Annotated in this window: 16 protein-coding genes and 1 pseudogene; 1 reads left to right on the top strand and 16 read right to left on the bottom strand. The window is 57.5% G+C overall.

Features of this window, described 5'->3' with window-relative positions; all coding sequences use genetic code 11:
* The coding region (locus NKI46_RS30555; RefSeq protein ID WP_352749615.1) for an aminotransferase class III-fold pyridoxal phosphate-dependent enzyme at nt 1–401 on the top strand (401 nt) is incomplete at its 5' end.
* A 105-nt stretch (nt 402–506) separates the two neighbouring features.
* On the opposite strand, the gene NKI46_RS30550 is transcribed toward NKI46_RS30555, so the two are convergent.
* The 16 genes and pseudogenes from NKI46_RS30550 to NKI46_RS30475 form a co-directional block, all read right to left on the bottom strand.
* Nucleotides 507–1,745 (bottom strand): ATP-grasp domain-containing protein, encoded by a 1,239-nt coding sequence (locus NKI46_RS30550; RefSeq protein ID WP_352749612.1) that lies wholly within the window; start codon nt 1,743–1,745, stop codon nt 507–509.
* Nucleotides 1,746–2,197: 452 nt separating this feature from the next.
* Entirely contained in the window at nt 2,198–2,299 is a 102-nt protein-coding gene (locus NKI46_RS30545) for a transcriptional regulator domain-containing protein (protein ID WP_352749609.1), read from the bottom strand.
* Between the two features lie 91 nt (nt 2,300–2,390).
* On the bottom strand, nt 2,391–2,774 hold the full coding sequence (locus NKI46_RS30540; protein WP_352749607.1) for an acyl-homoserine-lactone synthase: 384 nt from the start codon (nt 2,772–2,774) through the stop codon (nt 2,391–2,393).
* Nucleotides 2,686–2,940: an acyl-homoserine-lactone synthase gene (locus tag NKI46_RS30535; protein ID WP_352749625.1), complete on the bottom strand. Its 255-nt coding sequence runs from the start codon at nt 2,938–2,940 to the stop codon at nt 2,686–2,688. The genes NKI46_RS30540 and NKI46_RS30535 overlap by 89 nt, the downstream gene beginning before the upstream one ends.
* Nucleotides 2,941–3,087: 147 nt before the next feature.
* Nucleotides 3,088–3,408, bottom strand: coding sequence for a helix-turn-helix domain-containing protein (locus NKI46_RS30530; RefSeq protein WP_352749604.1), 321 nt, complete (start codon nt 3,406–3,408; stop codon nt 3,088–3,090).
* A complete protein-coding gene (locus NKI46_RS30525; protein WP_352749622.1) occupies nt 3,380–3,460 on the bottom strand; it encodes a hypothetical protein in 81 nt (26 codons plus the stop codon). Before NKI46_RS30525 ends, NKI46_RS30530 begins: the two co-directional genes overlap by 29 nt.
* Nucleotides 3,430–3,648, bottom strand: coding sequence for an autoinducer binding domain-containing protein (locus tag NKI46_RS30520; protein ID WP_352749620.1), 219 nt, complete (start codon nt 3,646–3,648; stop codon nt 3,430–3,432). The genes NKI46_RS30525 and NKI46_RS30520 overlap by 31 nt, the downstream gene beginning before the upstream one ends.
* Nucleotides 3,649–4,273: 625 nt before the next feature.
* Nucleotides 4,274–5,680 (bottom strand): aminotransferase, encoded by a 1,407-nt coding sequence (locus tag NKI46_RS30515; RefSeq protein WP_352749601.1) that lies wholly within the window; start codon nt 5,678–5,680, stop codon nt 4,274–4,276.
* Nucleotides 5,681–5,845: 165 nt separating this feature from the next.
* On the bottom strand, nt 5,846–6,343 hold the full coding sequence (locus tag NKI46_RS30510; RefSeq protein ID WP_352749598.1) for an Lrp/AsnC family transcriptional regulator: 498 nt from the start codon (nt 6,341–6,343) through the stop codon (nt 5,846–5,848).
* Nucleotides 6,344–6,492: 149 nt separating this feature from the next.
* A complete protein-coding gene (locus NKI46_RS30505; protein ID WP_352749595.1) occupies nt 6,493–8,037 on the bottom strand; it encodes a fumarate hydratase in 1,545 nt (514 codons plus the stop codon).
* Nucleotides 8,038–8,043: 6 nt separating this feature from the next.
* Entirely contained in the window at nt 8,044–9,477 is a 1,434-nt protein-coding gene (locus tag NKI46_RS30500) for an NAD-dependent succinate-semialdehyde dehydrogenase (RefSeq protein ID WP_352749592.1), read from the bottom strand.
* 190 nt (nt 9,478–9,667) lie between these two features.
* A complete protein-coding gene (locus NKI46_RS30495; protein ID WP_352749589.1) occupies nt 9,668–10,594 on the bottom strand; it encodes a LysR family transcriptional regulator in 927 nt (308 codons plus the stop codon).
* 414 nt (nt 10,595–11,008) lie between these two features.
* The gene (locus tag NKI46_RS30490; protein WP_352749618.1) at nt 11,009–11,278 is read right to left on the bottom strand and encodes an aldolase/citrate lyase family protein; all 270 of its coding nucleotides are present in this window, start codon (nt 11,276–11,278) and stop codon (nt 11,009–11,011) included.
* Nucleotides 11,279–11,343: 65 nt separating this feature from the next.
* A pseudogene (locus NKI46_RS30485) lies at nt 11,344–11,496 on the bottom strand (HpcH/HpaI aldolase/citrate lyase family protein); the annotation flags it as partial.
* Between the two features lie 232 nt (nt 11,497–11,728).
* Nucleotides 11,729–12,880, bottom strand: a complete 1,152-nt coding sequence (locus tag NKI46_RS30480) for a CaiB/BaiF CoA transferase family protein (protein WP_352749586.1) — start codon at nt 12,878–12,880, stop codon at nt 11,729–11,731.
* 15 nt (nt 12,881–12,895) lie between these two features.
* A complete protein-coding gene (locus NKI46_RS30475) occupies nt 12,896–14,149 on the bottom strand; it encodes a methylaspartate ammonia-lyase (protein WP_352749583.1) in 1,254 nt (417 codons plus the stop codon).
* Nucleotides 14,150–14,704: the final 555 nt, after the last annotated feature.

The following is a 14,704-nucleotide window of genomic DNA, read 5'->3' as shown; positions in this document are numbered from 1 at the left end:
CATCGATTTCTCCAGATATCCTGTGCACCTCCAAAGGCTTGACCGGCGGCACCATCCCGCTGGCCGTAACGCTTGTCACCGATGCGATCTTCCGGGCGCACTATTCCGAGGACCGGAAGAAAACGTTTTTCCATTCGAGCTCCTACACCGCCAATCCGATTGCCTGTGCGGCAGCACTCGCCAATGTCGAGATCTGGCGCGACGAGCCAGTGGCCGAGCGGATCACGGCCTTGAGCGCGAGGCAGGCCGCCGGGTTTCGACGCTTTCGCGACAATGCCAACTTCACCGACAGCCGCGCTGTCGGCACGATCCTGGCTCTCGACCTGCGCGCCGGCTCTGCCGGCTATTTAGCCGAGATCAATGTTTTGGTGGTCTCATTCATGGCGTATCGCTCTCCTTGAGAGGTTCTGGCAGGCTTCATCACCCGCCTACGCCGCTCTCCTCAAACCGTAATCACCCAGTTTCCGCCATAGCTCGGAGAAGACGAGGAGCAGTTCAGTTCGCTCCTATTCGCTAAGCCTCGAAAATGGCGCGATCGACCAGTCTATCGAAGCAACGGCACGCTGAAGGATGGCTTCGGTCTGAGCAAGATTGGGTGAAGCGGCAACGACATGTCCAATCCAGTCTCGGTAATCGCCCTTCCTAATGATGGGTGCCTTGGGTCCAACATACAACTTGACCTCAGCGACGCCTGATATGGCAGCCGCCCGACTGCCGCCATCGATCCAGTCAAGGGTGCCATCGCGATCAGGAGCCAGGTACCGGGCGGCCGCAGTGTGCGAACGCCTCCTGCGCAAATTGCATTCCTCGCCGATGGCGAGCTTCACGTGTTCGGTGATGAGATCAACACCGTAAGCCAGCTGAACCAGTTGAGGAGAGGGCGCGCCAGAAAGTCGCGGATTGACTTCAATGACGACGGGGCCGCGCTTCGTCCATCGGAACTCAATGCAGGTTGGCCCCCAACCAAGGCTGAGAGCTTGCAAGCAGATCAGAGAAACACCCACGATACGCTCATGCGCGTCATCATTCAGCGGGGCCGGAAAGGTGCCCTCCCGAAAGACGAAATGCGGTGGGGGGCCAAAGTCGGCGGCCTCAATCCCGATGGTCTCATTTCCCATTATGTGAGCGATGTAATGTGAGCCTTGTGCGAATTCTTCGACCAGTATCCTCGGCGAAGACCGCCATATGTGTTTCCTGCCCAACAGATAGTCGGTATGTTCAGCCAACTCGTCGTCATTGCGGCACAATCGGACACCCATGCTACCGCTGCCTATGGCTGGCTTGACAATAACCGGCAACCCGATCTCCGCGGCAGCGCTTTCAACGTCCGTGGCATTGGCTGCCAAACGATAAGCAGGCATTGGAACGCCGGCTTCGGCGAGGAACTGACGTTGGACGAATTTGTCACTGCATCGTTCGATGGATACAGGGTCCGGTCCCGGTAGATTGAAATATCGGCAGAGGTTGCCAACTGTCGCATAAACTGACTCGTCGTCTCCCGAAAAGCCAGTAATGCCGGCAATGCCATACTTCTCTCCTAAGCGGGAAATCTCGCCGATCAGCGCGTCGAGATTGTCTGTATCGACACGGATTGCCTCAATGCGTTCCACCGCAAGATAGTCGTACTGAGCTGGATCAATCGACAGGCTGATCGGATATAGGCCAAAACGCTGGGCCGCTTGGACGTACAGTAGACCATTACCTCTTGGATGCCCTTCAATCAGGATAAATGCTCTTTTTGCCATTTGCGGTACCTCCGACGTGGCGCACTGTGCCGAGGTCCTCGCAAACTCAGCATCGGCTGTATCCGTGCCTGACCTCAGATTGGGTGAACGTACCCTAGCCAGCGACTTTCAATCGCAAAGAATTTGTAAATTCATTTAAAGGTTCTGCTGCGACGTGCTTTGCCGAGATGATGCGATGTGGGCACCGCGTCGCGCGGGGTGATCATCAGCCAGTATGCGGCGGGTGTGCAAGACGAAGCACTTGGTTGGCGATCGGCGAACGGCAGCTGGGACGGACGATAGTTCCCGCCCTTGTGTTTTCAGCCGTCGAACGCAAGGAGATCACAGCTGCGGTTTGGCGAACCCGTCACATCGGATGGCGGCGTTATGCTTCTGGCCACCGCCGAGCGGCGTTTGTGACTGCCGACCGGCTTGCGGTTGCGATCCACGATCCGCGTTATGGCGGGTGTGGCTTATATGCGGCGCAATGCGTTCGCCAGATCCTTCTGGAAGTCTGGATTGCGCCTGAGCAATTCCCAGGCCAGCCTCGGCTGGTCCGTTGCTCGATACAGCAATAAGCACCATCATCTTGCCGGTCCGGCCAGGCAGGGCCAGGTTTCGTCTCGTTCATAGCATCATTTTCCAAGTAAGGGTTGGCTTCCAAGCTCAGGCGATCTTCATGACCGGTGTCCACGGCACCGGGCCCTTGATTCCGGCATTGCGAAGGAGGCTTCCGAGCTCTCGGTGGAGACGTCGAGATATCCGGCAATGGCGCGCGTGTTCGATTCTTTGCGGATCGGACCGAGTGGCCAGCCGGCCCGACAGGATCCGCCCTATATGCAGATCCGTCACGGTGACGAGGCTTCGTAGACCGCGTAAGAAACCAAACTCGACCATCCCGGTAAACAGCTCATAGATGCCAATAGCGATGCCCGCCTGTTTCGGCGCGGAAAGCGGCAGATCAAGCGCAAAACGGCTGCTTTCCCAAACCAGCGGATCTTCCGGCGCCGAGCCATCCGCAAGCAGATCGCAGAAACTGTCGCGCAACATCGTCGGTCAGGTGGTCGGGAACAGCCGTACGCCTGCGCCCGGCGGGCGCTCGCAACAACCGGTAGTGGGGATGTAGCGCGTCGAACGGATCGACCTCATAGCAGCTGCTGACCGAAACATCCCAATTAAGTCGATCCCTGAACACGTGATGCCGCAAGCGGTGCATCTGCTCGAGCTCGTCGCCGAATTCAGCGTAGCAATCCGGCGTGATCAACTGCGTCATGATGGCCTTTCTCCCTCGCATGCATAACGCTGCGAATGAAGGCAAAGGGCGGAGTTGATACGACCTGTGCGTGCGCCCAGGTTACGGAGATCAGGTGAAAAGAGATGGCTTGGATAGGGCCAGCCGAACGGCTGCCTGGGTAATTGCCGGTACGCCAAGCTTCTTCCTGGCGTTGTCACGATGATAGGCCGCAGTGCGCCGACTGATCCCCAGGATGCGGCCGATCTCCCAGGCCGTCTTGCCGCGAGCCGCCCATTTCGAACATTCGATTTCCCTTCGGGATAGTGCAACGCCATCCACGATCCTGGCGTCGGCCAGCTTACGACGGGCATGGAGATGGGAGAAGATCGCGATGCGCTCGAGCGCGCGTTCATATCGATTATCACGCGGAAGAACAGTGTTGCCTTTCATTGGAGGCGAAGGTTAGTGCTGCTAACAAACCGCCGCTGTCATGGTTTGGAATCGTAAAGCCGCAGCAAATCCCGAATTGCGCGCCTCTTGTCGCTGTAGCGTCGACAGTTCAACATCAGCGCCGTGCGCATCCCGGCTGAATGGTTCCTGAGTACCACGCGCCCGATGGATCACCGGGTCCATCTTTTCATACTGACTGTGAAGGTAGTGAGATGTCCAGGGTTGAGGATAGGTTGAAATAACGTCTACGTTGCGGCCAGGCTAGGCGAAGGGAAAAGATAGGCGAAAGACGACAAATCGAGCAAAAAGGCAATCTCCGCCAAAGCGTTGCGCTGGTCCGTCGCGTCAGCGTTGTCTGCGATTTGCTCGACAAATTCATGAAAAACGTCTTGGATAGCTAAACTGCAGTCAGTTCGCCCACAGCCTCTGGCCGCACATAGCGGAGCGCAGACGGCTCGATCAAAGTGCACCCATTCAGGGAAGAAGTGCCCGGCAGGAGACTGAGCTCGCTGCCGGGCCGGTGCGCCTTGGGAGGGCGATATTGCGGGCCTCAGACCAATCTCTCATGAGAAGCTCGCCTCACGGTTGGTCACTTATCAAGCGCCGGTCGGGAGAGCGTCTCCTTTATGGTTTTTGCAGGAGGCTGGCATTCTATGGTCATCACCATCTCGATAGCGAAGGCGGTACTGCGTTCGATATTGGCGTCGCATTTTGCGGCATCGCCTCGCACACCCTCGATGCAAGTTGCCGTAAAAGCGACGCGGGTCGTTTCGGGCGCGCCAGTTCATGACGCCATAGGGATCTTGCTCCTGGACGGGCTATCCTGGTCGATCCGAATGGGGGGCGTTCACCCGTCACGTCAGGATTATGCCGCGCCCTCCGCCTTCAGCGCGCGATAGGTCGCATCGACTGATTTAGCGGTTGCGTCGACAATGATGTCGATCTCTTTTCGGGTAATGATCAGAGGTGGGGCAAAGCCGAGGATATCCCCATGCGGCATGGCGCGGCCTATGACACCATTTTCAAACAGAGCAACGGCGGCGCGCACGCCGAGCTGAAGTCCGGGTTCAAATGGTATCCGCCCCTTCGGATCCCGCATCAGTTCCACGGCGGATAGAATGCCCACGCCGCGAACCTCGCCAACAATGGGATGTCCCTCCAGCTCGGCTTTCATGCGGGCATGCCAGTACGGTCCAACATCGCGAACATGTTCCAAGATGTTTCTTTCCTTTAGCACTTTAATATTGGCAAGCGCGGCCGCCGCGCAAAGCGTGTGACCGGAATATGTCCAGCCATGGCCGAGTGGGCCGTGCTTTTCCGTTCCTTGTTCCAGGACCGACCAGACGCGGTCGCCGATGATTGACCCGGAGATGGGCAGGTAGGCTGAACTCAAGCCCTTGGCAATCGTTACGAAATCCGGACGCATGCCATAGAGGTGGGAACCGAATTTCTCACCGGTTCGAGCAAAGCCGCAGACCACTTCATCGGCGATAAGAAGGATATCGTATTTATCAAGCACCCCCTGAATCGCAGCCCAGTATCCCTTCGGGGGCGGAACGATACCCCCGGTTCCAAGTACCGGCTCTCCAATGAAGGCTGCAACCGTCTCCGGGCCTTCAGTGAGGATAAGGGCTTCAAGTTCGTTGGCACAGCGCCTTGAGAACGCTTCCTCATTTTCGCCGTCGTGCGCCTGGCGATAGTAATGTGGAGTCGTTGTATGGCGAACCAAATTCAAAGGCAGGTCGAAGCAATCGTGAAAGAAGGCAAGGCCTGTCAGGCTACCTGTAACCAGCCCTGACCCGTGGTACCCGCGATTGCGCGAGATGATCTTCTTCTTTTCAGGCCGGCCGAGGATGTTGTTGTAGTACCAGACCAGCTTGATGTTGGTTTCGTTGGCGTCGGAGCCGGAGAGGCCGAAAAAGACCCTTCGCATGTTCTGTCCGAAATATTCGACCACTGCCTCTGCCAAGAGTGCGACTGGCTCGGTGCCTTGGCTTGCATAGACATGGGCGAACGGCAACTCGTGCGCTTGCCGGGCGATGGCCTCGGCAATCTCCGTGCAGCCATATCCCATATTGACGCAGTAAAGCCCTCCGAAACCGTCAAGGCTCTTCCGGCCGTCAGTATCCCAGATGTACACGCCTTCTGCACCGGCCATGATCCGGTTGGGCGTCTCGCCGCGGCTGTGCTTGGCCAAGTGCGTGGACGGATGAAAGACGAAGCTTCGATCCTTTTCCCGGAGTTGTTCGGTTCCCAGATTGCTCAAGCGCATCGTCCCTCTCCTGGCGATCAGGCGGCGGAGAACACTCGGCCAGCCGCCTCTTTAGCCATCAGCATACGGGCAAACATCTCTTGAGTTTCACGGAAATTTACGTCTTTGGCCGACGAAATCGCGGAATCGGCACCAAATCGCCGTAGAAACTAAGGCTTCGGGAGTTTACCATTCTCGTAGTGCGGACAAGGGGATGGGTGAATTGGATTTCACCGGTTTTATCACGACAAGGCTGTAGTATTGGTCGATACCCAAACCTGCCTGCAGCAATTCCTCCATGAAATCCTGATACGCAGCCATGGAAGGGGATGAAACGCGCATCAAATAGTCGATCCGCCCCCCGATAGCCCAGCAGTCCAGGATTTCCGGTATCTTTTGGATCGCAGTCTCGAAGTGCCGTTGATCCTCGAGACGATGGCGATCCAGAACCACCTCAACCATTATAGAGATAGTGCCCCCTATAAGGGCTGGACTTAGTCGCGCGTAGAACCCCTCAATGATTCCTGCGGCCTGGAGCACGCGGAGCCGCTCCGAACAGGCCGACGCTGAAAGGTGAACACGCTTTGCGAGCTCGGTTTTCGAAATCCGACCATCCGACTGGATCTCTGAGAGAATCCGGACATCCCAAGCGTCTAGTCGCACAGGATCGGGTTTCGACTTCATGACCTTTTGCTCTCAAGCGGTAGTCGCAGCGCAATTAGTGCCAACCACTATCATCAATCGAAGCCAGCGAATGTAAATGGCCGCCCTCTGTTACCGATACGGCCCAAAATCCGAGGCGGGAGTCTGGCCGGATCGCGCAGCCGGCGGGCTCAAACGCCGATGATGCGGGCGATGCTATCGGCCGCCATCCGCTTACGCCACTCAAGAGGACCGGAATTATGAATGGAGTTTCCCTCAACATTGACAGCCATGATGACAGGCATGTCCTGCACCTCGAATTCATAGATGGCTTCCATCCCCAGGTCTTCAAAGGCAACGATCCGCGCCGCCTTGATCGATTTTGAAATCAAGTACGCAGCGCCACCAACTGCGATGAGATAGGGCGTTTTGTGCCTCACAATGGAATCGATGGCTGCCGGGCCCCTCTCCGCTTTGCCGACCATTGCATATAGTCCAGTCTCCGCGAGTATCTTTTCAGTGAAACCGTCCATCCGGCTGGAGGTCGTAGGGCCAGCCGGCCCGATTGCCTCATCTCGTACCGCGCGAACTGGTCCGACGTAGTAGATTACGCGTCCCCGCAGATCGACCGGCAGCGGCTTGCCGGCATCGATCAGGTCGACCATTCGCTGGTGGGCGGCGTCACGGGCCGTCAGCATCTTTCCGGACAAAAGAAGGGTTTCTCCGCAGCGCCACGATGCCGTCTCTTCCTTCATCAGTGCATCGAGATTGACCCGACGGACACCGGTTGTGCGCAAATCCTCGTGACCGATCTGGGGCCATTCGGAAAGGTCGGGCGGCTCAAGCCTGACGGGTCCAGAGCCGTTCAAGGTAAACTTCAAGTGCCGATTGGCGGCACATTGTGGGATAAGCGCCGCAGGCTTAGACGCCACATGGGTAGGGTAAGTCGCAACCTTGACGTCAACCACCGTCGTCAGACCACCAAGGCCCTGGGCGCCGATGCCCAGCGCGTTAATCCGCTCGTATAGCTCAATCCGTAGCGCCTCCTCTGCGCTTGACGGTCCCCTGTCGATCAGTTCCGACATATCAATGGGCTCGTTCATGGCCTCCTTGGCCAGAAGCATCGCCTTTTCAGCGCTACCACCGATGCCAACGGAGATTAGGCCGGGCGGGCACCATCCGCTGCCAAGGGTCGAAACAGTATCGACCACCCAGTCGGCAACGGACGCGCTGGGGTTCAGGGTGGTGAAACGCGCCTTGTTTTCCGACCCGCCGCCTTTTGCGGCGATGGTGATCTCAATCTGGTTGCCGAGCACGAGATCGATGTGAACGACCGCCGGCGTGTTGTCGCGGGTGTTGACCCGTCCGGCGAGCGGATCGGCAACGATCGATGCCCGAAGGGGGTTGTCCGGGTCGAGATATGCCCGACGGACGCCCTCATTCACGAGGTCAGCGAGGCTGGCCGTTGATTTGATGCGGGCGTCCATGCCGACCTTTGCGAAGACCACGACAAGGCCGGTGTCCTGGCAGATCGGGCGCCGCCCGAAGGCCGCCATTCGAGAGTTCAGCAGAATCTGCCCGATGGCGTTCTTAGCCGCCGGGCTCTGCTCGCGCGCGTATGACTGCGAAAGGTACCGGATATAATCTGGCGGATGGTAGTACGAGATGTACTGAAGGGCGTCGGCGACGCTCTTTGTGATATCCTTGCCGGCAATGGTCCGTGTTTTTTTATTCACGAAATCTCATCCTAATGACCCGAACCCGTTGACCAGTTTCAGGTTCTGGAAGCTCCGAAATCCTTGCTCGCCGCCTTCGTATCCATAGCCGCTCTGTTTGACACCTCCATACGGTGCATCTGCAGAAACCCCTTTCAGGTAATTTACACTGAGAGCGCCTGCCGAAAGACCGCCGATCAGCGCCCGTTTCGCATCGGCGGCGCCGGTGAAGACGTAGGCGGCAAGGCCATACTCGGTGGCGTTGGCCTCTTCTATCGCATCCTCGATCGTGTCGAACGGCGCTACGGTGAGGATCGGCCCGAACGGCTCGTCATGAAGCACTTTTGCATCCTTTGGCACTCCTGTCAGGATTGTTGGCGGCCAGTAAAAACCTGGCTGGTCGAGGCGGGTGCCACCGGTTTCGATGCGGGCGCCGCGATCGACCGCATCCTTGACCAGACTCTGCATGGCCTCGATTCGCCGCGCGTTTGCCATTGGTCCCATCTCGGTCGCAGGGTCGTCGGGTGGGCCGATCTTGATCTTGCGGGCGGCTTCCGTCATCCGGGATAGGAATTCCTCATAGAGGGTCCGCGCGACGAGGATCCTGCTGGGTGCGTTGCAGCTTTGGCCCGCGCACTCGAACTTGTATTCCGAAATTGCCGGTATAGCTTTTGCCAAGTCGGCATCCTCGCATACAACAACCGGGGAGTGCCCACCGAGTTCAAGAATGCACCGCTGCAAATTATTCGCGGCGAGCTTGGCGAGCTGTTTTCCAACCTCGGTAGAGCCGGTGAAAGTTAGGACCTTGACGATCGGCGAGCTGAGGAGATGCCGGGATATTTGCACCGGCACGCCAAAGACGAGATTGACCACGCCGTCCGGAATACCCGCTTGTCGCAAGGCTTCGACGAAATGGACAGCCGCGCTTGGTGTCTCTTCAGCCCCTTTGAGGATCACCGGGCAGCCTGCCGCCAAAGCAGGGGCGAGCTTGCGGGCGATGAGAACGGCGGGATAGTTCCAAGGCGTAAAGGCAGCAACGACGCCAAGGGGATCGGGGACGATCATCCGGTTCGGGCCCATCGGAATAGGGGCCGACAGCTCTTCGGCGTGCGTGCCGTTCCACTCCAGTGTTTCGACAGCGCGTGCGTACTCACCTGTCGCTTCGGCAATCGTCTTTCCCTGTTCGGCCGACAGGTCCCTGGCTGCCGCTCCAAGCTTCGCTACCAAGATCTTGGCGGCTGCCACCAGGATCTCGCCACGTTCTTTTGCAGGCCGTGAAGACCAAGCCTTGCGGCTGCGTTCTGCCGAAGCGAGGGCCTCATCCAGATCCGACACCGTCGCCGATGCCACCGAGCCAATCACATTCTCCGTCACCGGATTGATCACTGGCAGAGTGTTTTCGTCACTACCGTCTCGCCACCTGCCGTTGATGAAAAGCTTATAGCTCGTGGCGTTGGGCATCGCATGCTCCGCTTGACTGGATTCCTGCCAATGCGAGACCGCCGATATCGAACCTAGGCCCGCTTCTCTGCAGTTTCATCGCTTTGATCGGGCCCGGTCAAATATGGAATATCGCCTAAAACCATCTGGAAGCCAGATTGATATTGCTCAAGCAGCGAGGAGAGATAGCACTGAAACTGGTTGGATGTGCCTAAGCCCGGTCTGAAGCCGTGGCCGGCCACTGCCCGCTCTCGATTAATGTCTTGGCCACATTGGGAATCAGCTTGCGGACAGCAGAGACAGCGGGAGATTGCTCATCTTTGGGGTTGACGGCAAGCACCACGGAGCGGGTAATCACTGGATCAATGATTTTGACCGTCCGGACCTGTCCGTGAGAGGCTTCCCTCTGAATGGCCGACGGGGTAAGGATGGAATACGCTTTTCCTTCCATGACCATATTGATGATCGTAGAAAGGGAGTCGACTTCAAATCTTACGTCCAGCACACAACCGTGTTGCGCAACGACATCAGCTACCGAACGCCTGACATTGTTGTTGCGCATCGGAACCGCCAACGGAAACGCGTGCAGGTTGCCGAGAGGTATCACGTCTTCGAAAGGCGGTTCACCCGGCGGCACCACCAGGCAAAATTCTTCGCGTGCCAGAACGATCATCCGCCCCACGCTCTCGGCAGTGCGGTAAAGGACAGCCAGATTGAACCGGCCAGCAGCCATCCACTCCTCCAGCGGTCCTGTCATGCCCTCGATCATCTTAAGGGAAATCCTCGGCAACTCGTTTCTTACCGATTCAAGCAACGGACCGCTAAGGACACGCGCGGCCCCGGACGGAATGCCGATGGTCACCTCTCCGGAAGGAGAAGCGACCGTGTTGGTCAGTTCCATCTCGGTGAGTCGAATTTCCCTGAGAATCGTCCGCGCCCGCTCAAGCAGTCTGGTTCCGGAGGCCGTCACACTGATGCCGGTCCTGTCGCGTACCAGCAACTGAGTGCCGAAGCTTTCCTCGAGTTGACGCACATGAAGGCTAAGGGCACTCTGAGCGACATGCAGGAGCGCAGCGGCCTTCGTAAAACTGCCGGCTTCCACCACGCCGACGAAGTATTTTAACTGCCTGATATCCACGGCTTAACCCAATGGAGGGGCAACTTCCCCCAGTCCCTCGCGTTTATCTCGAAACGAGATAGAGCGCAAGTACTTGCTGGCGCGCACCAGGGAAAGGTTCCGGCTGGCCCATTGACCGTAGGTAAGTCAGTTGTTACCGGCGAGGGTCAGGATTTCGTGAGCGCGCCGCACCACAGGCGGATCAACCATCCCACCATTCAACGAGAATGCAGACAGTCCGCGGGGGGGCGGCATCGTTCTCCGCTGCAACAACAGCGCGGGCCCACTCGACTTCTTGTGCACTTGGCGAGAAGGCCTCATTGAATATGGCCACCTGTGTCGGATGGATCGCCAAAGCTCCGGCAAAGCCAAGCCTTCGCGCGTGCGCCGCGGCTTCATGAAGTTTATCAGTGTCCGAGAACTCGCCAATTCTTCCTATGAAGCCCAAGCGGGAGCAACCCGGCCACACGGGCAGCAAACAGCACGGCTAGGTTCGGCGTCAAAAGAAGGTCGAATTCGGGGGCACCGCCCAACAGCGGCGCTGAAGTCTTCAGGACCAAGCGCCATTGCGACCATCCTGGGATGGGCTGATGCAATGGCCGCGAGCCTTTGCAAGGCGCGCGGGGTCTCGATCTGGGTAAGGAACCGGATGCGTCCCAGCGGAAGATCTCTTTCTCGTTCAAGTTCCGATACCGCATTCGCGATCTCACTGCCGAACCCGTCTTCGGAAGAACCAGTGCGTCAACACCAGCCATCACGGCTGCATCGAGGTCGGCCGCCAAGGCGCGCAAACCACGATTCACGCGGACCAAAACAGATGCGCCATTGCGGCCCACCTTTGCCACGCATTCAGGAAGCTGCCTCCGTGCCACGCCCTTCCGATCCTGGGGAACCGAGTCCTCGAGGTCGAGTAATGATGCCATCTGCCCCGTGCTCATTGGCAGCCTCCACAAAGCGCGAAACGTGAGCGGGAACGAAGAGCAGAGATTTCCAGCGGGGTACAGAGGTCGGGCTTTCAACGGCCGGGACGGCGTCCTTGATCATAAAGTCGCCTCTGCGGTCGATTTCAGCGAGGACAACGACAGTGAGCCTGCTGGGCGGCCAGGTTGCCGAGATGATGCGAGGTGCACAGGCTCGTTGGACTCGCGTGCGCGCTCACGCTGATGCGGCTCTCTCGCGCAAACGCCCCAGAACTTCCTCGCGAACAGTCTCGGTATGAGCGCCAAGTGCCGGAACCGGGCGAAGCGAGGGGTGCTCGGAGTTGAAAATCGCCGCCGGCGCTATCGTGTCTACAACTCCTTCAGGTGTGCCAACCTCAACCCTCCGAACGTGTGGGTGTTTTGAAACATCGGCGACTTCATTAAGTCGGCCATATGCCAAGCCGGCCGCCTCAAGCTCCTGCATTGCTTCGTGGCAGGATAGCTCTGAAAACCGCCGATCAATGATCTCATCAAGTTGCGCGCGGTGACCGAGGCGCTCCATATTGTCAGCAAAACTAGGTGCGCGTGTAAGCTCCGGCTGCTTGAGGAATTTCACGCAAAAATTTATCCATTCTCGGTCATTTTGAACGGAAAAGATGACGTCTTTACCATCGGCGCAACGATAGGCGCCATACGGCGCCAATGAAGGATGTTTCACGCCCGCCCGTAGGGTGTGGTAGCCGCTATAGTCATTTTGCAGAACCGGGACATTCATCCAGTCGGCGACGGCATCGAACAGTGACACCTGGATCCTGGTGCCTAGGCCGGTGACCTCGCGGTGATAGAGGGCCTGAAGAATGGCGCTGTGTGCCGTCATTCCCGCCGAGATGTCACAAACCGAGACCCCTACACGCGCGGGTCCATGTTGGTTGCCGGTGATCGCGCATAGACCTGTTTCAGCCTGAACGATGAGATCATAAGACTTCAAGTGGGAATAAGGACCTTTCTCTCCGAAACCAGAGATGTCGCAGGTGATCAGACGCGGAAATCGACGACGCAGATCAGCGGACGCGAAACCCAGCTTTTCGATGCTGCCGGGCTTCAGGTTCTGGATGAAGACGTCGGCGGCGACGAGGAGCGATTCCAGGACATCACGGTCCGCCTCCGACCTCAGGTCCAGGCAAACGGACTCCTTACCCCGGTTAAGCCAGACGAAATACGCGCTTTGTCCCCGCACCAAACTGTCGTAGCTGCGGGCAAAGTCCCCTTCGGGCCTTTCGATCTTGATGACACGTGCGCCGGCGTCAGCAAGGCGAGACGATGCATAAGGCGCGGCCACAGCCTGCTCCACGGCGACGACAGTGATCCCCTCAAGAGAGTTCTGCATGCAACACCGCGCCGATCAACCAACGTTTTCGTTTTGAGTCCGACGACGGGTCAGCATTGCCAGCAATCGGTTCTGTTCGTTCCCGACGATCGAAAATCCCTCGTCGACACCCATTCCGGGCTTTGCAAGCATCATGTCGGCCTGGGTCGCCACCGAAATGTGGACTGAAGCCTGGGCGGATAGATCTGTCTCCGTACAGCTTCCGCCGACATACGCCCCTACCTTGTTGGCCTTGCAAATGAGAACTGCCCGCGCCGTATCAGCAATTGAGCCAACATCCGGAGTCTTGATTTGAACGAGATGCGCGGCCTTCGCTTCGGCAAATAGCCGAATGTCCTCGAGCGTATTGCATCTCTCATCCACGACAATACGCGCGCTGGAACCCCGATTGTCCAAAATCGATACGATCTTGGCATAGTTCTCAAGTTGGGCTTGCGTCGAATCAAAGTCCGCCGGGGATTCGATGTTGAGCGTAAAATCCGGAACGGAATCGGCGACCCTGCAAATAAAGTCGGCAATGCTTTGCGGCTCCAGGCCGATTTCTTGGCCGATCCAGCCATACACATCGAAGTGCAGCACCGGATGATACCCCGGCCGGCCGATTTGGCCCGTGCGCGTTGCAACCCACTTCACAAACTCCACGAACGTCTGACCGTTGACGCCGAACTTTTGACGCGAGTTGATCAGGCCGTGGGGGAGAACATCCACGGCTTTCAAAATCATCTTGTCTACATTTATTTCCCGCGCATCACCGCTCTGGCAATAAATCGGAACGCGGCACATCGGCAGTGGCAGATCAAATTCCGCGCATATGATCTCCGCCATGGTCTTGCGCTGAAGATGGGCTGATGCGCGAAGAAGAGCTTGGCTCACGCCATACTCAACAGCCAGGGGCAAGCGCAGAAGTTCGACTGATTCAAAAACCTCTGCACAGGATTTGCGAAACTGAGAGGCATCGACACCAAAAAGCCGCGGTACGACCACGCGCGACATTAAATCTGAGATCTGACCCGTGTTGAACAGAGGATCGCGCCCGCCAGCACCAGAGTACTGGACGTTCATCATGTCGCCCCAAACCACGACGTCATCGGCAAGGACGAGCCCGACACTGAGCGAAGATGCAGGAATGCGAATTGCCTCAAACCCAGGGATTGTCGGTGCGCCGACATAAATGAAGCCGTCCTGGATTGCGCCGGACCTTATGGCTTCCTGATCGTCATAAAAAAATGCGCCGTCGCCAGGTGCGAGCAAGACATCTCTGATCTGCACTTTAGTTTCGCCCCAATCTGTCCAAGTTGCATTGGCCGAATTTGTGCCACTATGCGTCACTTGGTGCGGAATTTGCTAATATAAAGTCTGAGGCGGTGCCATCGCGTTTCAAGATGCCTGACGTGCAAAGCAGTCGCCATAAAATCAGCGCATGCTTTGAAAACCGGTCTGCAAGCCCGTCGCGATCTATCGCCGAAAGGCCTCTTCTGGGTCGCAACGACGACCATCACTTCTGGCTATGCAACAGGGGCGTGTCGCTCACCGACGAGTCGCGCTACATCACTATGTCTCCTTTCTAAATAAGGAGGATGAAGCGGCAAGCTTTGCAATTGTCAACAACCGATTTGCCGAAGTCATTGTCAAGTTCGCAGACCGTTGAGGGCCGGAGATGCCTTGGCATATAGATTCGTGATGTTTCCCACTCCAAATACTCGAGGTCCTACCCGACAGCTTGCGCCCTCAATCCTCTGAGAGACCGTTTTGAAAATCGGCTTGCCGGGGGTTTCGTCTGAGGCTGGGTTATGATTCAAGCTTTAGATGTGGACAAAGCAGAGC

The organism is Mesorhizobium sp. M0615, assembly GCF_040320805.1.
GTDB lineage: Bacteria > Pseudomonadota > Alphaproteobacteria > Rhizobiales > Rhizobiaceae > Mesorhizobium.
The sequence above is the reverse complement of the archived record's forward strand: the minus strand, read 5'-3'. Positions and strand labels throughout refer to the sequence as shown.